The 24,647-nt window shown below is 55.7% G+C and carries 23 protein-coding genes, 1 pseudogene and 1 other annotated feature; of the genes and pseudogenes, 7 read left to right on the top strand and 17 right to left on the bottom strand.

The annotated features are described in order from the left end of the window. Positions 1–15: 15 nt before the first annotated feature. Positions 16–603, bottom strand: a complete 588-nt coding sequence (mog, locus tag L383_RS02060; protein ID WP_023332053.1) for a molybdopterin adenylyltransferase — start codon at positions 601–603, stop codon at positions 16–18. A 110-nt stretch (positions 604–713) separates the two neighbouring features. Next, a complete protein-coding gene (gene tal, locus L383_RS02065; protein ID WP_014882487.1) occupies positions 714–1,667 on the bottom strand; it encodes a transaldolase in 954 nt (317 codons plus the stop codon). Between the two features lie 262 nt (positions 1,668–1,929). Here tal and L383_RS02070 point away from each other — a divergent pair, with 262 nt between their 5' ends. Next, positions 1,930–3,360, top strand: coding sequence for an alanine/glycine:cation symporter family protein (locus L383_RS02070; protein WP_023332052.1), 1,431 nt, complete (start codon positions 1,930–1,932; stop codon positions 3,358–3,360). A gap of 66 nt (positions 3,361–3,426) precedes the next feature. Next, complete coding sequence (gene yaaA / locus L383_RS02075) at positions 3,427–4,200, top strand: peroxide stress protein YaaA (protein WP_014882485.1); 774 nt, start codon at positions 3,427–3,429, stop codon at positions 4,198–4,200. A 32-nt stretch (positions 4,201–4,232) separates the two neighbouring features. On the opposite strand, the gene L383_RS02080 is transcribed toward yaaA, so the two are convergent. The 7 genes from L383_RS02080 to yjjY all read right to left on the bottom strand — a co-directional run bounded on the left by L383_RS02080 (position 4,233) and on the right by yjjY (position 11,086). Beyond that, on the bottom strand, positions 4,233–4,526 hold the full coding sequence (locus L383_RS02080) for a DUF2502 domain-containing protein (protein ID WP_014882484.1): 294 nt from the start codon (positions 4,524–4,526) through the stop codon (positions 4,233–4,235). A 289-nt stretch (positions 4,527–4,815) separates the two neighbouring features. After that, entirely contained in the window at positions 4,816–6,102 is a 1,287-nt protein-coding gene (thrC, locus tag L383_RS02085; protein ID WP_023332051.1) for a threonine synthase, read from the bottom strand. Positions 6,103–6,105: 3 nt separating this feature from the next. Next, on the bottom strand, positions 6,106–7,035 hold the full coding sequence (thrB, locus tag L383_RS02090) for a homoserine kinase (protein ID WP_014882482.1): 930 nt from the start codon (positions 7,033–7,035) through the stop codon (positions 6,106–6,108). A 1-nt stretch (position 7,036) separates the two neighbouring features. Continuing rightward, entirely contained in the window at positions 7,037–9,499 is a 2,463-nt protein-coding gene (gene thrA, locus L383_RS02095; protein WP_014882481.1) for a bifunctional aspartate kinase/homoserine dehydrogenase I, read from the bottom strand. Positions 9,500–9,523: 24 nt separating this feature from the next. Then, positions 9,524–9,641, bottom strand: a sequence feature (Thr leader region). After that, entirely contained in the window at positions 9,580–9,648 is a 69-nt protein-coding gene (gene thrL / locus L383_RS25435) for a thr operon leader peptide (RefSeq protein WP_015572623.1), read from the bottom strand. It overlaps the preceding feature by 62 nt. A gap of 211 nt (positions 9,649–9,859) precedes the next feature. After that, positions 9,860–10,546 (bottom strand): tRNA/rRNA methyltransferase, encoded by a 687-nt coding sequence (locus L383_RS02100; protein WP_023332050.1) that lies wholly within the window; start codon positions 10,544–10,546, stop codon positions 9,860–9,862. A 399-nt stretch (positions 10,547–10,945) separates the two neighbouring features. After that, positions 10,946–11,086: a YjjY family protein gene (gene yjjY, locus L383_RS26005; RefSeq protein ID WP_085928893.1), complete on the bottom strand. Its 141-nt coding sequence runs from the start codon at positions 11,084–11,086 to the stop codon at positions 10,946–10,948. Positions 11,087–11,181: 95 nt separating this feature from the next. Between yjjY and arcA the strand changes: the two genes are divergently transcribed. Next, complete coding sequence (gene arcA / locus L383_RS02105) at positions 11,182–11,898, top strand: two-component system response regulator ArcA (protein ID WP_003856501.1); 717 nt, start codon at positions 11,182–11,184, stop codon at positions 11,896–11,898. A gap of 49 nt (positions 11,899–11,947) precedes the next feature. On the opposite strand, the gene creD is transcribed toward arcA, so the two are convergent. From creD to creA, 4 genes and pseudogenes are all read right to left on the bottom strand, one after another. Beyond that, positions 11,948–13,300: a cell envelope integrity protein CreD gene (gene creD / locus L383_RS02110; protein WP_023332049.1), complete on the bottom strand. Its 1,353-nt coding sequence runs from the start codon at positions 13,298–13,300 to the stop codon at positions 11,948–11,950. A gap of 56 nt (positions 13,301–13,356) precedes the next feature. Beyond that, positions 13,357–14,781 (bottom strand): two-component system sensor histidine kinase CreC, encoded by a 1,425-nt coding sequence (creC, locus tag L383_RS02115; RefSeq protein ID WP_023332048.1) that lies wholly within the window; start codon positions 14,779–14,781, stop codon positions 13,357–13,359. Next, a pseudogene (gene creB / locus L383_RS0124355) lies at positions 14,781–15,470 on the bottom strand (two-component system response regulator CreB). Before creB ends, creC begins: the two are co-directional and overlap by 1 nt. A 14-nt stretch (positions 15,471–15,484) precedes the next feature. After that, positions 15,485–15,955, bottom strand: a complete 471-nt coding sequence (creA, locus tag L383_RS02120) for a protein CreA (protein ID WP_023332045.1) — start codon at positions 15,953–15,955, stop codon at positions 15,485–15,487. A 211-nt stretch (positions 15,956–16,166) separates the two neighbouring features. Between creA and robA the strand changes: the two genes are divergently transcribed. Then, entirely contained in the window at positions 16,167–17,036 is an 870-nt protein-coding gene (gene robA, locus L383_RS02125; protein ID WP_014882475.1) for an MDR efflux pump AcrAB transcriptional activator RobA, read from the top strand. On the opposite strand, the gene gpmB is transcribed toward robA, so the two are convergent. After that, a complete protein-coding gene (gpmB, locus tag L383_RS02130) occupies positions 17,033–17,680 on the bottom strand; it encodes a 2,3-diphosphoglycerate-dependent phosphoglycerate mutase GpmB (RefSeq protein ID WP_014882474.1) in 648 nt (215 codons plus the stop codon). The genes robA and gpmB overlap by 4 nt on opposite strands. A gap of 51 nt (positions 17,681–17,731) precedes the next feature. Here gpmB and yjjX point away from each other — a divergent pair, with 51 nt between their 5' ends. Further along, complete coding sequence (gene yjjX, locus L383_RS02135) at positions 17,732–18,247, top strand: inosine/xanthosine triphosphatase (protein ID WP_014882473.1); 516 nt, start codon at positions 17,732–17,734, stop codon at positions 18,245–18,247. On the opposite strand, the gene trpR is transcribed toward yjjX, so the two are convergent. Then, positions 18,244–18,570 carry a trp operon repressor gene (gene trpR / locus L383_RS02140; RefSeq protein WP_014882472.1) on the bottom strand — a complete coding sequence of 109 codons (327 nt, stop codon included), beginning with the start codon at positions 18,568–18,570 and terminating at the stop codon, positions 18,244–18,246. The genes yjjX and trpR overlap by 4 nt on opposite strands. 55 nt (positions 18,571–18,625) lie before the next feature. Then, positions 18,626–20,563 carry a murein transglycosylase gene (gene sltY / locus L383_RS02145; protein ID WP_023332044.1) on the bottom strand — a complete coding sequence of 646 codons (1,938 nt, stop codon included), beginning with the start codon at positions 20,561–20,563 and terminating at the stop codon, positions 18,626–18,628. Between the two features lie 227 nt (positions 20,564–20,790). Here sltY and ettA point away from each other — a divergent pair, with 227 nt between their 5' ends. Continuing rightward, positions 20,791–22,458 carry an energy-dependent translational throttle protein EttA gene (ettA, locus tag L383_RS02150; protein WP_014882470.1) on the top strand — a complete coding sequence of 556 codons (1,668 nt, stop codon included), beginning with the start codon at positions 20,791–20,793 and terminating at the stop codon, positions 22,456–22,458. A 126-nt stretch (positions 22,459–22,584) separates the two neighbouring features. On the opposite strand, the gene L383_RS02155 is transcribed toward ettA, so the two are convergent. Then, positions 22,585–23,484, bottom strand: coding sequence for a LysR family transcriptional regulator (locus L383_RS02155; protein WP_023332043.1), 900 nt, complete (start codon positions 23,482–23,484; stop codon positions 22,585–22,587). A 109-nt stretch (positions 23,485–23,593) separates the two neighbouring features. On the opposite strand from L383_RS02155, the gene L383_RS02160 reads away from it, so the two are divergent. Beyond that, entirely contained in the window at positions 23,594–24,595 is a 1,002-nt protein-coding gene (locus L383_RS02160) for a zinc-binding alcohol dehydrogenase family protein (protein WP_023332042.1), read from the top strand. Positions 24,596–24,647 lie beyond the last annotated feature (52 nt).

The following is a 24,647-nucleotide window of genomic DNA, read 5'->3' as shown; positions in this document are numbered from 1 at the left end:
ACATTTTAATTAATTTCAGGAGATTGTCTCGCGGCGGGCGCTTTTAGGACGAAATGCTGCTACCACTTTTTCGTCCGTCTCGACGTACGGCCCGTCCAGCAGCTGTATACAATACGGTACACTTGCAAAGATGCCGTGGACGATGACGCTGCCATCCTCCGCTTTCAGTCCTTCCAGCGTCTCTTTGATGGACTTCGGCTGGCCCGGCAGGTTCAGAATCAGCGCCTGTTTGCGGATCACCCCCACCTGGCGAGACAAAATGGCCGTCGGGACAAAGTGTAGACTGATCTGACGCATCTGTTCACCGAAGCCTGGCATTTCACGATCCGCAATCGCCAGCGTCGCGTCCGGGGTAACATCGCGGCGCGCAGGGCCGGTTCCGCCCGTCGTCAGCACAAGGTGACAGCTCATTTCATCCACCAGCTCACACAGGGTCTGCTCGATGATTGGCTGTTCGTCCGGGATCAGGCGGGTCTGGATCTCAAACGGGGTGGTCAACGCGCTTGCCAGCCACTCTTCCAGAGCAGGGATGCCTTTATCCTGGTAAACGCCGCTGGAGGCGCGGTCGGAAATCGACACTAAGCCGATGCGTAAGGTATTCATATCCATTCCATTCAAAAAGTACTGATTAAAGGGAATGATACACGCAGAGGGGAAATTCAGACAGAGTACGAAAGAAGTAGCGTGACCGGGGACCCGGTCACGCAGAATGATTACAGCAGGTCGCCGATCATTTTTTCCAGTTTTTCCTGGTCAATAGCAAACTTACGGATACCGTCCGCCAGTTTGTCTACCGCCATTGGATCCTGGTTGTGCTGCCAAAGGAACTCGGATTCAGTGATGCGCTCTGGGCGTGCTTTCACTTCACCGGTGTAGGACAGTTTACGCTCGATGGTACCTTCGCTTTCTGCCAGCTCTTTCAGCAGCGCAGGGGCGATGGTCAGGCGGTCACAGCCAGCCAGTTCGATGATTTCACCGACGTTACGGAAGCTTGCGCCCATCACCACGGTCTCATAACCATGCTGTTTGTAGTATTCGTAGATTTCAGTCACGGAAACCACGCCTGGATCTTCAGACGCCGCGTACTCTTTCTTGTCGGTGTTGGCTTTGTACCAGTCCAGAATACGGCCTACGAACGGAGAAATCAGGTATACGCCAGCTTCAGCACAAGCACGCGCCTGCGCGAAGGAGAACAGCAGGGTCAGGTTACAGTTGATGCCTTCTTTTTCCAGCTGCTCCGCCGCGCGGATGCCCTGCCAGGTAGACGCCAGTTTGATCAGGATACGGTCGTTGCTGATGCCCGCATCGTTGTACAGTTTGATCAGACGTTTTGCTTTAGCAATTGACGCTTCGGTGTCGTAGGACAGACGTGCATCCACTTCGGTGGAGATACGGCCCGGGACCAGTTTCAGAATTTCCAGACCGATGTTCACGGCCAGTTTATCAGTGGCATCCACAACCTGCTGCGCGCGGTCATTGCTCTGTGCTTTCGCCCAGGTCACGGCCTCGTCAATCAGTTTGCGATACTCAGGGATCTGTGCGGCGTTAAGGATCAGAGAAGGGTTAGTTGTGGCATCCTGCGGCTGGTACAGCTTCATTGCCGCGATATCTCCGGTGTCAGCTACGACAGTGGTGAACTGACGAAGGGAGGTCAATTTATCCGTCATGATAGTGTTTCTCTTTTAACGTGCCCTGGATAATTCACGCTACCGACAGCATGCCTGCAGCGGAAAAATGACAGGTTTACTTGTTAGGGGGATGTAACCGGTCTGCCCTGATGATAACACGACGGAGGGGTAGCGCAACCGCAGACAGTGCGCTTAGGCAGAGTATGATAAACTAAGAATATTAACAGGCTGCTAAGCAACAGCATGCCCAATCAGTGGTAGCGCTTACATATTCACATTGGCATCAACAAGAGGGACGTTAATGCCTGATTTCTTTTTCTTTATTAACGAAGTCCTCTGGGGTTCGATAATGATTTACCTGCTCCTGGGAGCAGGTATCTGGTTTACGCTACGCAGTGGGTTTATCCAGTTTCGCTATATTCGCAAGTTTGGCAGAAGTCTGAAAAACAGCGTCACGCCCCATCCGGGCGGACTCACCTCGTTTCAGGCGCTGTGTACTAGCCTTGCGGCACGCCTTGGCAGCGGCAATCTGGCAGGCGTTGCGCTGGCCATCAGCGCAGGAGGGCCTGGCGCAGTGTTCTGGATGTGGGTCACGGCACTTCTGGGAATGGCCACCTCTTTCGCCGAAAGTTCGCTGGCGCAACTCTACAAAGAGAAGGATAAAAGCGGACAGTTTCGTGGCGGCCCGTCATGGTATATGGCGCGTGGCTTAGGGATGCGCTGGATGGGCGTGCTGTTCTCGCTTTTTTTACTGTTCGCATACGGCCTCATTTTTAATACCGTCCAGTCAAACTCGGTTGCCCATGCTCTGCGCTATACCTTCTCCTGTCCGGAGTGGCTCACGGGCAGCGTGTTAGCCCTCTTTGTTTTGCTCGCCATTTCTGCCGGCCTTAGGGGCGTCGCCCGCCTGATGCAGTGGCTGGTGCCCATTATGGCCCTGCTCTGGGTTACCGCGAGTCTGGTCGTTGCAGCACTGCATTTCGAACAGGTTCCGGGGGTCATTGCGTCCATCTTTAAAAGCGCTTTTGGCTGGCGGGAAGTCGCATCAGGCGCGCTGGGCTATACCCTGAGCCAGGCATTGATGGCGGGTTTTCAACGGGGCATGTTCTCCAATGAAGCCGGAATGGGTTCCACGCCCAACGTCGCAGCGGCCGCCTCTTCATGGCCGCCACACCCGGCTGCGCAGGGTATTGTGCAGATGATCGGCGTCTTTATGGATACGGTGATCATCTGTTCCGCCAGTGCAATGATCCTCCTGCTGGCCGGCCCGGTACCCCATACCTCGGATGCCGTCGGGATACAATATCTCCAGCAGGCGCTGGTGAACCTGACCGGCGGCTGGGGGGCTGGCTTTGTCTCGCTCATACTGATGTTGTTCTCCTTCAGCTCAATTGTGGTCAACTATCTGTACGCTGAAAACAACCTCATTTTCCTGAGATTCAACGCTCGCCCTGCTATCCTCCTGCTTCGCCTGGGGGTGATACTGATGGTGTTCGCGGGCGCCCTTCTGACGATGCCTATGATCTGGCAGCTGGCGGATGTCATTATGGCGCTAATGGCAATCACTAACCTGACGGCGATCCTGCTGCTCTCCCCCGTTGTGACGCTTATTGCCAAAGATTATCTTCGCCAGCGCAAGCTGGGGGTTGCCCCGGTATTTGATGCGTCACGTTACCCCGAAATTGCGTCACAACTTGCCCCTGGCACCTGGGATGATTTGCCCCGGCGATAACAGCTATCGATCAATTCAGGGCGATTTTTTGTTAAAGTCGCTCTAAATTTCCTGCAAGGACTGGATATGCTGATTCTGATTTCACCTGCAAAAACGCTCGACTACCAGAGCCCGCTCGCCACTGAGCGCTATACCCAGCCAGAACTGCTGGATTATTCACAGCAGCTGATCCGTGAAGCGCGCAAGCTCTCTGCGCCGCAAATCGCCTCGCTGATGGGCATCAGCGACAAGCTGGCAGACCTGAACGCGACGCGATTCCATGAATGGCATCCGGATTTCACCCCTGCTAACGCGCGTCAGGCGATTCTGGCATTTAAAGGTGATGTCTATACCGGTCTGCAGGCGGAAGACTTCAGTGAAGCCGACTTCGATTTTGCCCAGCAGCATCTGCGTATGCTGTCGGGTCTGTATGGCGTACTGCGTCCGCTGGATCTGATGCAGCCGTACCGTCTGGAGATGGGCATTCGTCTGGAAAACGCCAAAGGCAAAGACTTGTACCATTTCTGGGGCGAAATCATCACCGATAAGCTGAACGCGGCGCTACGCGCTCAGGGCGATAACGTGGTGATTAACCTGGCATCCGATGAATACTACAAGTCGGTGAAACCGAAAAAGCTGGATGCGGAGATCATCAAGCCGGTCTTCCTGGATGAGAAAAACGGCAAGTTCAAGGTCATCAGCTTCTATGCCAAAAAGGCGCGGGGCCTCATGAGCCGCTATATCATTCAGAACCGCCTGACCAAGCCGGAGCAGCTGACCGGTTTTAACAGCGAAGGCTATTTCTTTGACGAAGACGCGTCGGGGAAAGGCGAACTGGTCTTTAAACGCCACGAACAATAAAACAACACCCCGCCTGCTGGCGGGGTGTTGCATTAATGGTGCTTCCAGTCCGGCCCTGGATGGCGATCGTCATGATGATGGTCGTGTCGATCGTCACGATCGCGATGTTCGTCATGCGGGCGCCAGTGGTTATCACGCCAGTCATAATGCGCCTTCCACCAGTCGTGGTCGCGCCAGCGGCCGCCGTCCCAGTAATGCCCGCTGTTGTCCCGGTCGCCAATCTGCAGTTTAACCGCCGGTACGAGGGTGATTTCGGATGCCTGTGCCGCCATGGGAGCGACCAGCACCAGTGAAAGCGCGATGAGTGCAGGTTTCAGTGTAGACATCTGTGACTCCTTATTCTTCTTGCCCAACGTGGGCCGATGTAAGGAGAGTACGCGAGGGGAGCGGGGGATGTTATTCTCTGCAATCCTAAACGCTAAGTGACCGCATTTATTGGGAATTTCTGCTTTTTTCCTGCTTTATTCCTCCTTATTTTCTTCACAAAAAAGCCGGGTGGCGGCTTCGCCTTTCCCGGCCTAAAGATCGGTGCTGCTTTTGCCGGGTGGCGCTGCGCTTATCCGGCCTACAAACCCCGTAGGTCCGGTAAGGCGTAGCCGCCACCGGGCAACACAATTACGCGCGAGTCATCATCAGCTTACGCAGCGCGGCAAAATCCGCAGGCAGCTCGTGTGACAGCAGCGGCAGGTCGGCACGCTCGGCCAGCTCTTTTGGCAGCGGCAGCGTTTCGCCCAGGATCGCTTCCACGCTCTCTTTGAACTTGGCGGGATGGGCGGTACCGAGGAACAGACCATATTCCCCCGGGTTGAGCTGGTCGCGCAGTGCGCGATACGCAATTGCCGCGTGCGGCTCAGAGGTATATCCCACCGCTTTCAGCTCGCGCATGGTCGCTTTAGTGGTCTCATCCGTCACCGCCGCGTAGCCCAGGTCCACCAGACGCCATACCTTGCGGCGGAACAGCTCCTCCACGCGCGGCCAGTTGTTTGGCTGTGACACATCCATGGCATTGGAGAGCGTCGCCTGCGTCGCGTTCGGTGCCCATTTCCCGTCTTTCAGGAAGCGCGGCACGGTGTCGTTGGCGTTGGTAGCGGCGATAAAGCGCTTCACCGGCAGACCGAGCGATTTCGCCAGCAATCCCGCCGTCAGGTCACCGAAGTTACCGCTTGGTACGGACACCACCAGCTGATTGCGCGCTTCCTGCGGCAGCTGCGCTACCGCTTCGAAGTAGTAGCAAATCTGCGCCAGCAGACGGCTGATGTTGATGGAGTTGGCGGAATTCAGCCCCAGCGCGGCCTTCAGCTCTTCATCATCGAACGCCTGCTTGACCAGCGCCTGACAGGCATCAAAGTCACCGTCGATCGCCACGGTCTCAATGTTGCCGCCGAGCGTACAGAACAGTTTTTCCTGCAGCGGGCTGATTTTGCCTTTTGGATAGAGGATCACCACGCGGACGTTTTTCAGGCCGTAGAACGCATGCGCGACCGCGGCACCGGTATCGCCAGAGGTGGCTGTCAGAATGGTCACCGGCTTGTCGCCGCTGATGTGGGTCAGCATCTGCGCCATAAAGCGGCCGCCAAAGTCTTTAAACGCCAGGGTCGGGCCGTGGAACAGCTCCAGACAACCGACGTCAGGCTCCACCTGCTGCACCGGAGCCGGGAAGGCAAACGCCGCACGCACGCGCTCTTCCAGCAGCTCCTGAGGGATTTCGTCGCCGATAAACGCAGACAGAATTTTGGTGCTGCGGGTGACAAAGTCCTGCTTCAGCAGTTCATCAATCTCGGTCAACTGAAATTCCGGCAGGTCATGCGGGAAGAACAGCCCCTGATTTTTGCCCAGCCCCTGAGTCACTGCCTGCGCGAAGCTGACCTGCTCGTTATGATCTTTAAGGTTATAGAGTTTCATTCGTTATCCCAGTACTCGTGCGCCAGCCGTGTCCAGACGGCAAATATGAACAAAGCCTTCCTGATTTTGCAGGTAGTGTTTAGAGAGCCAGTCCGCCACGCGCTGCGCGGTGTCTGGCTTATCGCACAGGGCGAACAGCGTCGGGCCGGAGCCGGAGATGCCGCACGCCTGCGCGCCGATATCCATGGCGGCCTGTCGCGCCTCGTTAAAGCCAGGCAGCAGCTTCGTGCGGTACGGCTCGGCAATGACATCTTTCATCAGCTTCGCCGCCAGCTGCGGCTGACGGGTATAGCAGGCGTGGATAAAGCCCGCCAGATGACGTCCGTGAGCAATACAGTCCTGACGACGATATTGCGCAGGCAGGATCGCACGCGCTTCCGCGGTAGAGACCTTAATCCCCGGATACGCCAGCACCCACAGCCACTCATCAAACCCTGGCACCTGCTGGCTGATGATGCCATTTTCTTCAATCATCAGCTGCATACCGCCAAGGAAGCACGGTGCCACATTGTCGTAGTGGATACTGCCGGAGATACGCCCTTCCAGCTCGCCCATTAACCCCAGCAGGCGGCTGTTATTCAACGGCTTGCCACAGTGCTCGTTCATCGCCACCAGCGCGGCAACCACGGAACAGGCGCTGGAGCCCAGCCCCGAACCAATCGGCATACTTTTTTCCAGCGTCATGGCGACCGGCACGTTTTTGCCGATCTCCTGACAGAAGCGTTCCCAGCACTGATAGACGATATTCTCGCGCGGGTCGGACGGCAGTTTGCTGGCGAATCGGCCCACGTTATTGAGGCTGAAACTCGCCGCCGCCTCAACCGTAACCGTATCGCCCAACAGCGAACCGTCCACCGGCGTGACCGCCGCACCCAGCACATCGAATCCGACGCTCATATTGGCGCTGGAAGCCGGGGCATAAACTTTGACCATGTTAAACTCCTAACTTCCATGACAGGGTACGCAACAGATCGGCAAACACACCCGCCGCTGTAACATCGTTCCCTGCGCCATAGCCGCGAAGCACCAGCGGTAATGGCTGATAATAGTGGCTGTAAAACGCGAGGGCGTTTTCGCCGTTTTTGACTTTGTACAGCGGATCGTTGCCATCCACTTCGGCAATCTTCACCCGGCACACGCCATCTTCTTCAATGTTGCCAACATAGCGCAATACCTTACCTTCATCACGGGCTTTCGCCACGCGCGCGGCAAAAGCATCGTCAAGCTGGGGTAAATTCGCCATAAAGGTGCTGACATCACCGCTGCTGTCAAACTCGGCTGGCAACACGGGTTCAATCACAATGTCCGAAAGCTCCAGCTCGCGACCGGTTTCGCGCACGAGGATCAGCAGCTTACGCGCCACGTCCATGCCGGAGAGATCGTCACGTGGATCCGGCTCGGTATAGCCCAGCTCGCGCGCGGCGCGGGTGGCTTCCGAGAGGCTCATGCCCTCGTCCAGCTTGCCAAAGATAAACGACAGGGAGCCGGAGAGAATGCCGGAGAAACGCTGCAGTTCGTCGCCCGCATTCAGCAGATTTTGCAGATTTTCGATAACCGGCAGGCCTGCGCCCACGTTGGTGTCGTACAGGAACTTACGGCGCGACTTGCTCGCCGCCAGACGCAGCTGGTGATAGTAATCCATCGACGAGGTGTTGGCCTTTTTGTTCGGCGTCACCACGTGGAAGCCTTCGCGCAGGAAATCCGCATACTGGTCGGCAACGGCCTGGTTTGACGTACAGTCGACAATCACCGGGTTAAGCAGATGGTACTCTTTTACCAGACGGATAAGGCGACCCAGATTAAACGGCTCTTTCGCCTCTTCCAGCCCGGCCTGCCAGTTTTCAAGATTCAGACCATGCACATTGGTCAGTAGCGCTCTGGAATTGGCAATACCGCAGACGCGCAGATCGATATGTTTCTTCTTGAGCCACGCCTGCTGACGCTTCACCTGCTCGAGCAGCGCGCCGCCGACACCGCCCACGCCAATCAGGAACAGCTCAATGACCTGATCGGTATTGAACAGCATCTGATGCACCACGCGCACGCCGGTGGTGGCATCGTCGTTATCCACCACGACGGAGATAGAACGCTCAGACGAGCCCTGGGCAATCGCCACGATATTGATGTTGGCGCGGGCCAGCGCGGCAAAGAACTTCGCGGAGATACCGCGCAGGGTGCGCATCCCGTCGCCCACGACGGAGATGACGGCCAGACGCTCCTGAATGGAGAGCGGCTCCAGCAACTCCTCTTTCAGCTCCAGATAAAACTCTTCTTCCAGCGCACGGCGCGCGCGCAGGCAGTCGGCCTGCGGCACGCAGAAGCTGATGCTGTACTCGGAAGAGGACTGCGTGATCAGCACCACCGAGATACCATTGCGTGACATTGCGGCAAATACGCGCGCCGCCATGCCGACCATGCCCTTCATCCCCGGACCGGAGACGCTGAACATCGCCATGTTATTGAGGTTGGAGATGCCTTTCACCGGCAGGCCATCTTCATCGGAGCTGGCACCAATCAGCGTGCCTGGCGCTTGCGGGTTACCGGTGTTTTTAATCAGGCAAGGGATCTGGAACTGGGCAATCGGGGAGATGGTACGTGGGTGAAGCACTTTGGCGCCGAAGTAGGAAAGCTCCATCGCTTCCTGGTAAGACATCGACTTCAGCAACCTGGCGTCCGGTACCTGGCGCGGGTCGCAGGTATACACGCCGTCGACGTCAGTCCAGATCTCACAACAGTCTGCGCGTAAACAGGCAGCCAGCACGGCGGCAGAGTAGTCGGAGCCGTTACGGCCCAGCACCACCAGCTCACCCTTCTCATTTCCGGCGGTAAAGCCCGCCATCAGGATCATGTGGTCAGACGGGATTTTGCTCGCGGCGATACGGCGGGTTGATTCGGCAATATCAACGGTAGATTCGAGGTAGTGGCCCACCGCAAGCAGTTTTTCAACCGGATTGATGACGGTCACGCCGTGGCCACGCGCTTCCAGCAGGCCAGCCATGATGGCGATTGACAGTTTCTCACCGCGGCAGATCAGCGCCGCGTTGATGCTGTCCGGACACTGGCCCAGCAGGCTGATACCGTGCAGCACATGTTTGATCTGAGCAAACTCCTGCTCAACGAAAGACTTCAGCTGTGCGAGCGGGAAGCCGGGCTGTGCCTCCGCCAGCCCCTGCAGCAGCTCAGCGAAGATACGCTCGGCGTCGCTGATGTTCGGAAGTGCATCCTGACCACCGATGGTTTTTTCAATCATCGCCACCAGATGGTTCGTGATTTTTGCCGGGGCAGAGAGCACGGTCGCAACCTGCCCCTGCCTGGCGTTGCTCTCCAGGATATCGGCAACACGCAGAAAACGTTCTGCATTTGCCACTGATGTACCGCCGAACTTCAACACTCGCATGGTTCTACCTCGTTTCCTTTAGCCGAAAAAAAAGCCCGCACTGTTCAGGTGCGGGCTTTTTTTTGTTTTTCCTGTACGCGTCAGCCCGCATCGTTACCTGTGGTAATGATGATGGTTGTAGTAATGGTGGTGATGCTGATGCGTTTCATGGATGTTGTGTACTCTGTCATTATTATCTGTCTGTGCTGTATTCTTTTAGGGTTAAAGGATCGGGCACCTTAAGTCAATGAATTTTTAATTTGATCACAATTCCGCAGAGACTCACGCCCCGCTGTTTGCCGATTTATTTTCATCCGATTCCCCCAAATGCAACCCTCCATGACAGACAATTTCGCCATAGTAAAAACTTATGGCAGCATTTTACTCGGCTAATTTTTTTTCAATATCGTGCAGCAAACGGTGCAACATTGCCGTGTCCCGCTGCTCAAGTCGTCCGAGACGCTGGTGTAGCCAGTCAGCCATTTTTTGATCGTCCGCCACATCCAGCCGCAAGAGCAAGTTCTCCACGCGAGCGCGAAGTGCAGCCAGCTGGTTTTCATCGGTTCCTGTATCGGGCGGCTGGGAGATTTGTATTAAGGATGCTAATTGATAGCAATAGACCATGACCGCCTGGCCTAAATTCAGAGACGGATAATCCGCGACCATCGGCGCGCCAGTCAGAACGTCCGCCAGTGCCAGCTCTTCGTTAGTGAGTCCGGAATCTTCGCGGCCAAACACCAGCGCCGCTTTCTCAAGCCACTGGCTTTTCTCTTCCAGCATGGGCACCAGCTCAGCAGGCGTGACGTAGTAATGGAACTTCGCGCGGCTGCGGGCGGTGGTCGCAACGGTAAACGAAATGTCATGCAGTGCGTCGGCAAGTGTAGCGTAAGTCGTTATATTATCGAGAATATCTCCCGAACCATGCGCCACCCAGCGGGCAGCAGGCTCCAGGTGCGCAGTGCTGTCCACAATACGTAAATCGGTAAAACCCATGGTCTTCATGGCACGCGCCGCAGCGCCTATATTTTCTGCTCTGGCTGGGGCGACCAGTACAATCGACAGATGCATTTATGCTCTCTTTTTAATCAGTTAGCGGGTAAAAATGTGATGCACTTCAACATATTACGCAGCGCAAATTTACAAATTTGCAACACAAATCACCGAAATAGCGTTTCATAACAAATTAAAAACGCTAAACTATTTTGTGTCTGAACAATCAGTTAGAATGTTAACAGAAGACCATTATCCTTATGTTTTATAATGATAATGGCATCATGAATACCCTATTCTGATTGGATTCGCTTCGTTTATATATCAATGTCCGCAACTAGTTGGTTTATTGAAAAATTGTGACAAAGGCTAGCATTCGGCTACGATGATTTCATCAAACTGTTAACGTGCTACAATTGAACTTGATATATGTCAACGAAGCGTAGTTTTATTGGGTGTCTGGTGTCACTTAGCCTGTTATGTTGCTGTTAAAATGGTTAGGATGACAGCCGTTTTTGACACTGTCGGGTCCAAAGGGAAAGTACCCAAGACCAAGCTAATGATGTTGTTGACGTTGATGGAAAGTGCATCAAGAACGCAATTACGTACTTTAGTCACGTTAAGCCGATCATGTTAATTTGCGACATGCATCAGGCAGGTCAGGGACTTTTGTACTTCCTGTTTCGATTTAGTTGGCAATTTAGGTAGCAAACATGCAGACCCCGCACATTCTTATCGTTGAAGACGAGTTGGTAACACGCAACACGTTAAAGAGCATTTTCGAAGCAGAAGGCTACGATGTCTTTGAAGCGACCGATGGCGCAGAGATGCATCAGATCCTTTCTGAAAATGATATCAACCTGGTAATCATGGATATCAACCTGCCGGGCAAAAACGGGCTTCTTCTGGCGCGCGAACTGCGTGAGCAGGCGAACGTCGCGTTAATGTTCCTGACAGGCCGTGACAACGAAGTTGATAAAATTCTTGGCCTGGAAATCGGTGCGGATGACTACATCACCAAGCCGTTCAACCCACGCGAGTTAACCATTCGTGCACGCAACCTGCTGTCCCGCACCATGAACCTGGGCACGGTCAGTGAAGAGCGTCGTAGCGTCGATAGCTACAAATTCAACGGCTGGGAACTTGATATCAATAGCCGTTCGCTGATTAGCCCGAACGGTGAGCAGTATAAACTGCCGCGCAGCGAATTCCGCGCGATGCTGCACTTCTGCGAAAACCCGGGCAAAATTCAGTCCCGTGCAGAACTGCTGAAGAAAATGACCGGCCGTGAGCTGAAGCCACACGACCGTACCGTAGACGTGACCATCCGTCGTATTCGTAAACATTTCGAATCTACGCCTGATACGCCGGAAATCATCGCCACAATCCACGGCGAAGGGTACCGTTTCTGCGGAGACCTGCAGGAGTAATCCCGCAGTCAATGCAATAAAGAAAAACGGCGCATTCGCGCCGTTTTTTTTATTTCCAGATCCGCATCGTGTCGTTATCGGGCTCTGCGGGTGGCTCAGGGCGCTTCGGCTGTGAAAGCGAATACCAGTCGAAATGCCGGGTCAGGTACATCACGGCGAACAGTGCCAGTGCGAGCACCGCTGACCCCAGCAGCAGCGCACTATCCTCCGAGCGCAGCAGGAACCACATCACCACGTCCAGCCCCAGCAAGGCCAGCACAAACAACCCGCTGCGCTTCCAGCTTTTTAGCACCGCCTGCAGGTACATCCCGTTCATCGCAGCACCCACCAGGCTTGCAACAACCCAGGCAGGCGTAAAGCCGACGTGTTCTGACAGCGCCAGCAGCACCAGATAGAACAGCACCAGCGACAGCCCCACCAGCAGATACTGCATTGGGTGCAGGCGCAGCCCGGTTAAGGTTTCGAAGACAAAGAAGGCCATAAACGTCAGCGCAATCAGCAAAATAGCATACTTGATTGCCCGGTCAGTCAGCTGATACTGATCGGCAGGTGTGGCTACCGTGACGCTAAAAGCCGGGATCGACTCCCACGCAGGAGATTCACTCCCGTTGAACCAGCTCTCAAGGTTGTTCGCAAACCAGCTGCTCTGCCAGTTCGCCTGAAAACCTGAATCACCGATTTTGTGTTTCACCGGCAGATAGTTGCCCATGAAGCCCGGATGCGGCCAGTTGCTGTTCAGCGCCATTTCGCTGTTACGTCCCACGGGCACCACGGCAAAACTCCCCGTCCCCGCCAGATTCAGCGACATCTCCATGGCAAACGTTTTTGACTCCAGCGCTTTATCCGTCAGCGGGATATGAACACCGGAAAGCGCGCCAGATACGCCCGAACCCGGCTCTACGCTCAGCGTCTCGCCGTTGATACTGGAGACTTTCACCGTGCCAATACCGCGTGCATCGCCCACTCCAACAACGATAAACGGCTGCCCCAGGGTCATCGTCTCCCCTTTAAGCTGCGTCATTTTTTCGGTGCTGAACTGCGCTTTTATTTTGAGATCGGTGTTCCAGATCTGTCCGTCATAGATGCCGATATTTCGGGACTCAACGCGCTGGTTACCCTCAACAAGCAGCGACTCCGGCAGGATAAAATGCAGATAGCTTTTCTTGTACTCGACCTTCTTCTCATCCTCTAGCTTGTAAAAGATCTCTGTCACCGGAATCGCAATCAGCGGGCCGACCAGTTTTTGCGGTCCGCTGGTGCTCTGGCGAAGCGTATTTTCGACATCATTACGGTAGCTTTCACGCTCTTCAATGAGGTTACTTACCATAAACAACGGGACTAACAGCAACAGAATGCACCCCAGCAGGGTGCTTATTTTCCAGAACAGGGGGGATTTCATCATTACGTCTCCTTTGTGATGAAGAGAGCGTAACCAGGCTGTGTGGGGGCAGTTTGAAGTTATGTGAAGGGACGGTGAAGTGTCAGCGTGGCCATCACGCCGCCCTCATCACGATTGCGCAATGTAATCTCTCCCTGATGCAGACGCGCCACCTCCTGCACAAAGGCCAGCCCGAGCCCACTGCTCTTAAGCCCGTTCTCGCGCGGAAGGGAATAGAAGCGTTCAAAAATACGATCCAGCGCGTAATCCGGGATCCCGCTTCCGCTGTCGATGACGACAAGCTGTATCTGCCCCTGCTCTTCCCGGGCCGCCAGTTCAATGGTTCCGCCCTGAGGCGTAAAATCGATGGCGTTATCCAGCAAATTGCCGAGCGCCTGTTCGAGGAGATCGGGATCGCCTTCAACATTAAACGGAACAGGCTGGATAGTCAGCACAATCGCTTTTGCCGATAGCAGGGCCGAGCGCGCGTCAGCAAGCCGCGTAAACAGTGAATTGACCCGGATGACCTCCGGCGTAATCTCGACCCGATTTTCAAGCCGCGCCTGCGCGAGCAGTTTTTCAACCAGCGACTGCATGCGTGCGTTTTGTACCAGAATGTTATCAATAAAGCGTGCTGCCACCTGCGGCGGCGGCTGCTCGGCAAGGATTTCCGCCGCGCCGCGTATGGCCGCCATCGGGCTTTTCAGCTCGTGGGTGAGCGCATGGACATAGCGTTCAATGTAATTTTTCCCTTCGAGACGAATGCGCATATTCTCCAGCGCCTGGGCAAGCTTGTGCAGTTCGCTGCTGCCCGGATTAGGTAGCGGGAGAGGCGTGTCGGTGGTCACCGAATCGGCATAGCGCGATAACGTACTGATAGAACGATTGATCCACCAGGCGACAAGAAGACCAATCAGCAAGGCAATGCCGAGCAACGCGCCACCCGCCCAGAGGATCCGCCGCTCGCTGCGGTGGATAACCGGAGCCATTGCGCTGTTCGGTTTCCCGACCGACAGCACGCCGATAATCTTACCCTGCTCCACAACCGGCGCGGCAACATACATTACCGTACTCTCAGGATCGTCTGGATTGCTCTGAGTGCTGCGCGCGCCGTATTTACCGCGAAGCGTCAGCCAGACATCGTTCCAGCGCGAGTAATCTTGCCCCACGGCCAGACCGGCGGAATCAAACACCACTCTGCCCTGCGCATCGGTCATATAGACGTGATACTCGTTACGCACCTTATAGATGCCGCCGAGGTTGGCGCGGAAAGGCCGCTGATGGAGCTGTGAAAAGGCCTGCGCCAGTTTGCCCTGCTGAGCATTCCCCGAAAGAAGATCGTCGCGCCCGATTTCGGCAAGCAAGGTCGCGGTATCGATCAACGTCCCCTCGGTGGCCCTGCGCACGCCGGGCTTCACTTCCTGAACAAAAATCGAGAGCACAAACCACGCGGCGATGCCCACGATCAGGAAATATCCCAGCAACAACCGCATCCCAATGCGCATCAGTAAAGGCCCAGACTGTAGCCCATACCGCGATGGGTACTGATGGGAGACTGTTCATCGTTCACCGCCCGCAGCTTGGCGCGCAGGGTTTTGATATGGGTATCCACGGTGCGATCGAAGCTGTCGCCGTCTTCACCCCATACCTTGTCCATCAGCTGCTGGCGAGAAAATACCCGCCCGGGGGCCTGTAAAAAGGTTTTGAGCAGCAAGAACTCGTAGCGGGTCAGGGGTAAAACTTCACCGCACCAGCTTATTCGGGCGGCAGGTTCATTCAGCTCAAATTACCCGATACGCATCGTTTCTGCTGGCGCGGCGGATTTTTGCATCCGCCGTAAAATTGTCCTTACCCGGGCACAAACCTCTCGCGGAGAAAAAGGCTTGGCGACGTAGTCGTCGGCGCCCATTTCCAGCCCGAGGAGTTTATCCACTTCATCACTGCGTGCCGTGAGAAACAGCACCGGAAGTGACGGATGCTGAGCCAGCAGCTGGCGGCAGAGTTCAAAGCCGCTGATGTCCGGCAGCCCAACATCCAGAATGGCGAGCGCCGGGATCTGCCGCCGCGCCTCCTCCAGCACCGGTAAACCGCGCTCAAACGCCTTTACCGCAAAGCCTTCCTGCTGAAGCATGTAGATAAGCGTATCGGCGATACTGGTTTCGTCTTCAACCAGCCAGACCACAGGTTGTTGCATGGTTCATCCCTGAATTAATGCCATGGCATAATCGGCACGGCGCTGATGGCGTTTTTCGGCGAGCCTTCCACCACTTTGTCGGAATAGGCAAGATAAGCCAGCGTATTGCGCTTCGCATCATAGAAACGCACTACCTGCAGCTTTTTGAACACCAGCGACGTCCGTTTCTGGAACACCACGTCACCCTGCGCTTTACCGTTTTTAATTTTATCGCTCAGCTCAACCGGCCCCACCTGCTGGCAGGAGATCGCCGCATCAGAGGTATCTTCCGCCAGCCCCAGACCGCCTTTAATACCGCCCGTCTTCGCACGGCTGACGTAGCAGGTGACGTTTTTCACATCTGGATCGTCAAACGCCTCCACCACAATTTTGTGGTCCGGGCCAAACATTTTGAACACGGTATCGACAGATCCAATCTGTTCCGCTTGCGCCGCACGGCCAACAACCAGCAACAGAGCGGTAAGAAGCAAAGTCTTGTATTTCATATTGTTACCATTCTTTAAAATTGCATTGAGCGATTATTCAACACTTTAGACAAAAATGTAGCAAGATCACAGGATTAGAATATATTCGCCCAAAAAGGGGGAGAAAAGGCATTAATGCGCAAAAAAAACACTGAATGCTAAAACATCAAAAAATGCTATTATCCGCTAACCTGTTATCAGGCACCTGCTGTTTTAAGGATGAGGATAGTATATGGATCAGGCTGGAATTATTCGCGACCTGCTCACCTGGCTGGAAGGTCATCTCGACCAGCCTTTGTCACTGGATAATGTGGCGGCTAAAGCAGGCTATTCCAAGTGGCATCTGCAAAGGATGTTCAAGGATGTCACCGGTCATGCTATCGGGGCCTATATTCGCGCACGTCGTTTGTCCAAGTCTGCGGTGGCATTGCGCCTGACCGCGCGGCCCATTCTGGATATTGCCTTGCAGTATCGTTTTGATTCGCAGCAGACCTTCACCCGTGCGTTTAAAAAACAGTTCTCGTTGACGCCAGCGCTCTATCGCCGCTCGCCAGACTGGAGCTCGTTTGGTATGCGCCCGCCGCTGCGTCTGGGCGAGTTCGCCATGCCGAAATACGAAATTGTCGCGCTGCCGGAAACCCATCTGATCGGTACGACCCAGAGTTACTCCTGTTCTCTTGAGCAGATTTCTGAGTTCCGTCATCAGATGCGTGTCCAGTTCTGGCGCGACTTCCTGAGTCATGCGCCAGCGATCCCACCGATCCTCTATGGTCTCAACGAAACGCACCCAAGCCAGGAAAAAGACGACGAGCAGGAGGTGTTCTACACCACCGCGCTGACGCCAGAGATGGCAAATGGTTATATTCAGGGGTCTAAACCGGTCGTGCTGGAAGGCGGCGAATACGTGATGTTCTCGTATGAAGGACTGGGAACGGGCGTTCAGGAGTTCATCCTGACCGTTTACGGAACCTGCATGCCGATGCTGAATCTGAATCGCCGTAAAGGTCAGGACATTGAGCGCTACTACCCGGCGCAGGATGCGAAACCGGAAGAAGGCCCAATCAATCTGCGGATGGAATTCTTAATTCCGATACGTCGTTAACGCTGCAGTTCATCAAGCGCAGGGGCATCGAGATGCGAAATGTCCCCTGCCATCTCCACGACCCAACCCGACGCCAGCCACGCACTTTCCTGATAATCAATTCGGGAAATAGAGCAGTTGCGCAGACGCAGACGACGTTCAGCATAAGCCGGTAATCCCAGAATGGTGCTCACCAGGCAGCCCAGCGCAATACCGTGACTCACCAGCAGCGGACGGCTACCTGCCGGAAGCTTCAGACATTCCGCCAGTGCGGCATGCATACGCACGCTCAGTTCCTGCATGGATTCCCCCTCAGGGATGCGGCCATCTTCGGTACCGTTGACCAGCGTACGACGCCAGCCCTCTTCCGTTTCGGTCAGCGTATCGATATGGCGTTTTTCCAGCACGCCCATATCCAGCTCGCGCAGACGCGGCTCAAGCATCACGTCACAGCCGCAGGCATCTGCGATGATGCGCGCTGTCTGCTGCGTGCGACCTAAATCGCTGGTGATCACGTGGGTAATGCCCAGCGTCCTGGCACGCTCTGCCACCTGCCACGCTTGCTGGATCCCCTTCTCAGTGAGAGGACTGTCTGACTGGCCTTGAATACGTCGCTCGGCGTTCCACTGCGTTTCACCGTGGCGAACAAGGTATACCTGTAACATGCTTTTTTTCCGTTATACTGCGATGAGTTTTTTTTTGAATCGAGCTTAATTATGCACCATGTTGTCTCTGCTACCACCAATCCTGCCAAAATTCAGGCAATTCTAAAGGCTTTTGAAGAGATTTTCGGCGAAGGATCCTGCCATATCGAAGCCATCGGCGTCGAGAGTGGCGTACCTGAACAGCCGTTTGGCAGCGAGGAAACGCGTGCTGGCGCACGAAATCGCGTGGCAAATGCCAAAGCCGCGGCCCCAAAGGCGGACTTCTGGGTCGCCATTGAAGCCGGGATCGACGAAGGTGCCACCTTTAGCTGGGTGGTGATAGAAAGCCGAGAGCAGCGCGGTGAAGCGCGTTCTGCCACCCTGCCGCTGCCAGAGATCATTCTGAACAAAGTGCGCGAAGGCGAAGCGCTCGGGCCGGTGATGTCACAGTACACCGGCATTGATGAGATTGGGCGCAAAGAAGGGGCGATTGGCGTCTTTACTGCGGGCACGCTCACGCGTTCAGGCGTTTACCACCAGGCGGTGATTTTGGCGTTAAGCCCGTTCCATAACGCGATTTATCGTTAGGTATTTTTCAACAACACCGCTTCCAGCCACTGGCGCAGCTCGACCGGCGCAGACTTCAGGCTGTTCGAGCCGCGGGTGATCGTCGCGATGCCCGCGCCCAGCTCATTTTTCAGCTCACGCTGGCTCATCTCACCGCGCAGTAGCTCTTCAATGATCCGCACGCGCGTGCCCAGCGCTTCACGCTCGTCTGGGGTCAGCATCAGCTGCATAAGAGGTAAGTGCAAATCCTGATCGTAAGACTGGCGAAGCAGCTCCACAAAACGAAGCCACTCCTGGTGACGCTGTTCGGCCATTGCCGAGGAATACGGGGAATGCTGGGTCATGTTATGCTGCCTCTTGTACTCATTAGCGAGTACAGCATAACACAACCCACGCCGATCAGTAACGTCTCTGCCACTCGGCATCGCTCATCAGGGTATCTTTCTGCCCCATGAAGTAGCGATAGTAAGCATCGTACGCCAGCACGTTCTTCACATAACCGCGCGTTTCTGAGAACGGAATGCTCTCCACAAACGCCACGGCATCGATGCGTCCGGCGCTGTTGCCGAGCCAGGTACGCACGCGCCCCGGCCCCGCGTTATACGCCGCCGAAGAGAAAATGCGGTTATTGCCAAACTGCTGATAAACATACTGCAGATAGCTGGTACCGATGTTGATGTTGGTATCCGGATCGAGAAGCTGTGAGGGGCTACTGTACCCGGGAATGTTAAACATCTTCACCGTATGGGTCGCCGTTCCCGGCATAATTTGCATCAGACCGCTGGCCCCCACCGGGGAGCGGACTTTCGGATTCCAGGCACTCTCCTGACGGGCAATCGCCATCGCGTAACTTTGCGGGATATCTTTGCCGCTGGTGTAGCGTTCGAAAAGATCGTTGTACGCCAGCGGGAAACGCTCTTCAAGATGATCCCAAAGCTTACCGGCGATCGTCGCCTGCACGCTCAGATCCCACCAGTGGTTATCAAACGCATAGCGGGCAAGCTGGGCTTTCTCGTCGGTGGTGCGACTGGTTACCAGATTCGCCCACTCGCTGCGCGCGGTATTGTCCATATTCCAGTACATCAGCTCGCGCACGCGCGCCATCTCTGGCCCCTGCGTCAGCGCCGGGTTCGCATTCGCGGGCGCTTTATCAATGCGGAAGGTATACTCTTCGCCCAGGCGCTGCGCGGCTACCATCGGGTAGAAGCCGCGCTGCTGCATCAGGCCGTGGAGGATCTCTTTGGCTTCATCATCACGACCGCGCTCCATCAGCAGATCGGCCTGCCAGTAGCGCCATTCATCTTTCTCTTTGGCGTCCATCGGCAAACGTGCGAGCCAGGTATTCAGCCCCCGGCGATCGCCGGTGCCCAGCGCCATGCGCACGCGGCGCTCCACAAGCGACGTGGAGTTCGAACGCATAATGGCATCATCTCGCCAGCGTGCCTGTTCGTCGGTCACATCCGTGCCCATCAGTCGCCACGCCACGATGTCACGCAGCTCCTGGGTTTGATCGTCATTCAGCTGCTGCGCCTGCACCAGCTGCGGGATCATCAGCCGGGCGTTTTCCACATCGTCGCGCGCCACGCTGGCAAAAGCCACTGCCGCCATCTGACGGGTAAAGTCGGTCGCGCCCGTGCTGCGGGCAAAGGTCAGGACGCTGTTCGGATCGTTTGCCAGCGCGATAACGGCCGTAGAGATCGTCTGATAATCGGAGGGCATCTGCCCCGCCAGCGCGGTCACCAGGCGCGTGTTGCCGGCTTTCATCGCCAGGCGAATACGCTCAAGATAGGCCAGCGGATCCTGCTTACCGGAGGCTCGCCACGCGCCAAACAGCGAATCACAGGCATTCGGCTGGCTTTTGCCGGTCAGCCAAAGATCCTTCGCCCCGGCCCAGGCCTCTTCCTGCTGTCCGGTCGCCCATTTCGCATAGTAGTAGTTACATTGCGCTTCGGTGGTATTCGGCTTATCGGGGCTAAACGCCAGCAGCCCGCGCCAGTCTTCGCGACGCGCCAGTTCATTCACAAAACGAGATTGCAGGGTTCGCGCTGGCGGCAGGGTCGGGTTCGCCTGAATGAAATTATTCACAGTGACGGTCGGCTGGTTCATGAGATCGTCAGTGATCTGGCGATACTCCAGATACGGATACAGCGGATAATCCTTCAGCGTCGGCATCAGCGCCTGCACGGTATCCATCTGCTTATTGTCCCACGCCTGTTTAATCTGGGCGTAGCGATTACGTTGTTCATCCAGTGAATCGGCATGCACCGCCTGGCTTACCGCCATTACGCATACGCTGGCAGCCAGCAGACGCCAGACCACCTGTTTGGCTTTTTCCACAAGCTCTTCCTCATTGTTTTTTCGTCAATTGCAGCGTCTTGCCACGTCAAAGTCACACCAACTTATGCTAACCAGGCATCCTGCAACGCGCCACGTTATGGACACTTTTTTACCTTTCTTGCGCGTTTTAACACTCCCGACGTTCCTGGCTGGGATTAGGGCGTGAAAAAGGCTACACTTCGAGGCTGAAATTCCTTCTCATTACGATAAAAGAGGCGAAGTCCAACGTGGCTCAATTCGTTTATACCATGCATCGTGTCGGCAAAGTTGTCCCGCCGAAACGTCATATTCTTAAAAATATCTCGCTGAGCTTCTTCCCGGGCGCAAAAATTGGTGTTCTGGGTCTCAACGGTGCCGGTAAGTCCACCCTGCTGCGCATCATGGCCGGCATCGATACAGACATCGAAGGTGAAGCCCGTCCGCAGCCTGGCATCAAGATCGGCTACCTGCCGCAGGAACCTCAGCTGAACCCGGAACACACCGTTCGTGAATCCGTTGAAGAAGCGGTTTCCGAAGTGGTTAACGCCCTGAAAGGTCTGGATGAAGTGTATGCCAAATACGCCGAGCCGGATGCAGACTTCGACAAGCTGGCCGCTCAGCAGGGCAAGTTTGAAGAGATTATCCAGGCGCACGACGGTCATAACCTGAACGTGCAGCTGGAGCGCGCGGCCGATGCCCTGCGCCTGCCGGACTGGGATGCGAAAATCGCCAATCTTTCCGGGGGTGAACGCCGCCGCGTAGCGCTGTGCCGCCTGCTGCTGGAAAAACCAGACATGCTGCTGCTTGACGAACCCACCAACCACCTGGATGCGGAATCCGTGGCGTGGCTGGAACGCTTCCTGCACGACTTCGAAGGCACCGTGGTGGCAATTACCCACGACCGTTACTTCCTCGACAACGTCGCAGGCTGGATCCTGGAGCTGGACCGTGGTGAAGGTATTCCATGGGAAGGTAACTACTCCTCCTGGCTGGAGCAGAAAGATCAGCGTCTGGCGCAGGAAGCTTCTCAGGAAGCCGCGCGTCGTAAGTCTATCGAGAAAGAGCTGGAGTGGGTTCGTCAGGGCGCTAAAGGCCGTCAGTCTAAGGGCAAAGCCCGTCTGGCACGCTTTGAAGAGCTGAACAACACCGAATACCAGAAACGTAACGAGACCAACGAACTGTTTATTCCGCCTGGAGCACGTCTGGGGGATAAAGTGGTTGAAGTCACCAATCTGCGTAAGTCATACGGCGATCGCCTGCTGATTGACGATCTGACCTTCTCCGTACCAAAAGGGGCTATCGTCGGGATCATCGGTCCGAACGGCGCGGGTAAATCGACGCTGTTCCGCATGATGTCCGGTCAGGAGCAGCCTGACAGCGGCTCTATCACCCTGGGTGAAACCGTGAAGCTGGCGTCCGTTGACCAGTTCCGTGACGCGATGGATAACAGCAAAACCGTGTGGGAAGAAGTGTCCGGCGGTCTGGATATTATGCGTATCGGCAACACCGAGATGCCAAGCCGCGCTTACGTTGGCCGCTTCAACTTCAAAGGCACCGACCAGGGCAAACGCGTGGGCGAGCTGTCCGGCGGTGAGCGCGGTCGTCTGCACCTGGCGAAGCTGCTGCAGGTTGGCGGTAACGTACTGCTGCTCGATGAACCGACCAACGACCTGGACATCGAAACCCTGCGCGCGCTGGAAAACGCCCTGCTGGAGTTCCCGGGCTGCGCGATGGTTATCTCGCACGACCGTTGGTTCCTTGACCGTATCGCGACCCACATTCTGGACTACCAGGATGAAGGGAAAGTGGAGTTCTTTGAAGGTAACTTCACCGAATACGAAGAGTACAAGAAACGCACGCTGGGCGCTGACGCGCTGGAGCCGAAGCGTATTAAGTACAAGCGTATTGCGAAATAAAAGCAAAACGGCAACTTCGGTTGCCGTTTTTAGTATTTGTTCCCTCTCCCCGTGGGAGAGGGCCAGGTGAGGGCATCAGGCCGCACAGTTCGTAGGCCGGGTAAGCGTCAGCGCCACCCGGCTTTTTTATTTGTCCACGTAATACCGCTTCACCTCGTCAAACTGTATCGCAAAGTCGATATAGCTCATCAGCGCAGGCGAGTTCAGCTTGCGGCTCGGATAAGCCAGCCACAAATCATTCCCCTCGACGTTCCATTCAGGCAGCACCTTCACCAGCGCCCCTGTCTCAATCTTATCTTCCAGAAGAAAGGCGGGTAATAGCGTGATCCCGGCGCCAGCAATCGCACATTCTCGGGCGTACACCAGGTTATCCGTCATGTGGGCGTTATCCGGCAGGTAGCGGTAATCCTCACTCTCGCTTCGCAGCAGCCACTCAGACCAGGCTTTGTGGGTAATGCAGCGGTGCTCCACCAGCTGGCGGGGATGGATTAACGGCTCCCGACGCGCCAGATAGTCGGGTGAAGCCAGCATATAGCGCGGACAATGTCCGATCATCCGGCCAATCAGGGAGGAGTCCTGCGGCTTACCGGTACGCAGCGCCACGTCAAAGCCGGACTCGACCAGATCCACCACATCATCAGAGATCGACACGTCCAGCGACACGTCAGGATAGCGAAGCTGGAATTCGGCATTCATATGCGCCAGCAGCGTCGCACCAATCCCCGCCGGGCAGGTGATGCGCAGCCGCCCGCTCGGGTTTTCGCGTAGCCGCTGAATGGCATACTCCGCCCGCTCGCTGGCCGCCAGCATTTCGCGACAGTGCACCAGATAGTGCTCGCCTGCAAAAGTCAGGCTGATTCTGCGCGTCGTGCGGTTGAGCAGGCGTATTCCTATCTGCTGCTCCAGCTGGCTTATTCGCTGGCTGACGCTGGATTTTGGCAGTTCAGCCTTCTGTGCCGCAGCAGTAAAGCTGCCCATCTCGGCCACCAGCGCAAACAGCGCCATATCCTGAAGCTGTTTAAACATGATTGTTCATCCTGTGAGAACACTTCGTTCTTGATTGTCCATCTTATCATGCAGCTGACCACTTAATAGACTAGCCTCAACAAAACGCATGCCATTGAGGAGTCCATCCATGTCAGTTAAAGCCATTGCCGTTAATCCTGCGAATCCCGGCACGTTCATTGAAATCGCCCCGCCGATGCCGCAGCCCGGCGAGCACGATCTGCTTGTCGAAGTGAAAGCCGTGTCTGTTAACCCGGTCGACACCAAGGTGCATGCAGGCATTGTCAAAAACGGGCTGAACGAGCCGCGCATTCTCGGGTGGGATGCCAGCGGTATCGTTAAAGCCGTGGGCGCGGCCGTTACGGGATTTAAACCCGGTGACGAAGTGTGGTACGCAGGGGATATCACTCGTCCGGGCAGCAATACCACCCATCAGCTGATCGATGCGCGTATTGTCGGGCACAAACCTGCCAGCCTTGGCTGGGCAGCAGCAGCCGCATTGCCGTTGACCGCGCTGACCGCCTGGGAAGGGTTGTTCGAACGGCTGAACATTCAGGATGCGGACGCGGATAAAACGCTGTTGATTATTGGCGGCGCGGGCGGCGTGGGCTCGCTGGCGATCCCGTTTGCAAAGCACAACAGCAAGGTGAACATCATCGCGACAGCATCAAGAGAAGATTCCGCCCGGTGGTGCCGCGAGCGCGGTGCGGATCGGGTCGTGAACTACCGCGACCTGAAAGGTGAGCTGGCAAAACAGGGTATCACTTATGTGGATTACATTTTCATCCTCAATGACACCGACGGCCACTGGGATGCCGTCAGCGAACTGATCGCCCCGCAGGGGCACATCTGCTCCATCGTTGAGAACGCGCATCCGCTGAACCAGGATAAGCTGAAATCGAAATCCGCCGCCCTGCACTGGGAGTTTATGTACACCCGCAGCATGTACCAGACCGCTGATATGGCGCGTCAGGGCGAGATCTTAAACGAGGTTGCAAAGCTGGTGGACAACGGCGTGGTGGAAAGCTCGCTCAGCGAAACGCTTCACGGACTGAGCGTGGAAAGCATTACCGAGGCGCACTGCAAAGTGCTGGAGGGACATATGCGAGGGAAAGTGGTGGTTGCGTTCTGAGGGGTAATCGTTCCCTCTCCCCTTTGGGGAGAGGGTTAGGGTGAGGGGTAAG

It is taken from the genome of Enterobacter sp. MGH 37 (genome assembly GCF_000534515.1).
In the GTDB taxonomy this organism is placed as follows: Bacteria; Pseudomonadota; Gammaproteobacteria; order Enterobacterales; family Enterobacteriaceae; genus Enterobacter; species Enterobacter kobei.
The sequence above is the reverse complement of the archived record's forward strand: the minus strand, read 5'-3'. Positions and strand labels throughout refer to the sequence as shown.

What these genes read in the sequence shown, in the direction of transcription:
- mog (WP_023332053.1), bottom strand. Translation starts at nt 603, where the DNA reads ATGAATACCTTACGCATCGGCTTAGTGTCGATTTCCGACCGCGCCTCC.
- tal (WP_014882487.1), bottom strand. Translation starts at nt 1,667, where the DNA reads ATGACGGATAAATTGACCTCCCTTCGTCAGTTCACCACTGTCGTAGCT.
- L383_RS02070 (WP_023332052.1), top strand. Translation starts at nt 1,930, where the DNA reads ATGCCTGATTTCTTTTTCTTTATTAACGAAGTCCTCTGGGGTTCGATA.
- yaaA (WP_014882485.1), top strand. Translation starts at nt 3,427, where the DNA reads ATGCTGATTCTGATTTCACCTGCAAAAACGCTCGACTACCAGAGCCCG.
- L383_RS02080 (WP_014882484.1), bottom strand. Translation starts at nt 4,526, where the DNA reads ATGTCTACACTGAAACCTGCACTCATCGCGCTTTCACTGGTGCTGGTC.
- thrC (WP_023332051.1), bottom strand. Translation starts at nt 6,102, where the DNA reads ATGAAACTCTATAACCTTAAAGATCATAACGAGCAGGTCAGCTTCGCG.
- thrB (WP_014882482.1), bottom strand. Translation starts at nt 7,035, where the DNA reads ATGGTCAAAGTTTATGCCCCGGCTTCCAGCGCCAATATGAGCGTCGGA.
- thrA (WP_014882481.1), bottom strand. Translation starts at nt 9,499, where the DNA reads ATGCGAGTGTTGAAGTTCGGCGGTACATCAGTGGCAAATGCAGAACGT.
- L383_RS02100 (WP_023332050.1), bottom strand. Translation starts at nt 10,546, where the DNA reads ATGCATCTGTCGATTGTACTGGTCGCCCCAGCCAGAGCAGAAAATATA.
- arcA (WP_003856501.1), top strand. Translation starts at nt 11,182, where the DNA reads ATGCAGACCCCGCACATTCTTATCGTTGAAGACGAGTTGGTAACACGC.
- creD (WP_023332049.1), bottom strand. Translation starts at nt 13,300, where the DNA reads ATGATGAAATCCCCCCTGTTCTGGAAAATAAGCACCCTGCTGGGGTGC.
- creC (WP_023332048.1), bottom strand. Translation starts at nt 14,781, where the DNA reads ATGCGCATTGGGATGCGGTTGTTGCTGGGATATTTCCTGATCGTGGGC.
- creA (WP_023332045.1), bottom strand. Translation starts at nt 15,955, where the DNA reads ATGAAATACAAGACTTTGCTTCTTACCGCTCTGTTGCTGGTTGTTGGC.
- robA (WP_014882475.1), top strand. Translation starts at nt 16,167, where the DNA reads ATGGATCAGGCTGGAATTATTCGCGACCTGCTCACCTGGCTGGAAGGT.
- gpmB (WP_014882474.1), bottom strand. Translation starts at nt 17,680, where the DNA reads ATGTTACAGGTATACCTTGTTCGCCACGGTGAAACGCAGTGGAACGCC.
- yjjX (WP_014882473.1), top strand. Translation starts at nt 17,732, where the DNA reads ATGCACCATGTTGTCTCTGCTACCACCAATCCTGCCAAAATTCAGGCA.
- trpR (WP_014882472.1), bottom strand. Translation starts at nt 18,570, where the DNA reads ATGACCCAGCATTCCCCGTATTCCTCGGCAATGGCCGAACAGCGTCAC.
- L383_RS02155 (WP_023332043.1), bottom strand. Translation starts at nt 23,484, where the DNA reads ATGTTTAAACAGCTTCAGGATATGGCGCTGTTTGCGCTGGTGGCCGAG.
- L383_RS02160 (WP_023332042.1), top strand. Translation starts at nt 23,594, where the DNA reads ATGTCAGTTAAAGCCATTGCCGTTAATCCTGCGAATCCCGGCACGTTC.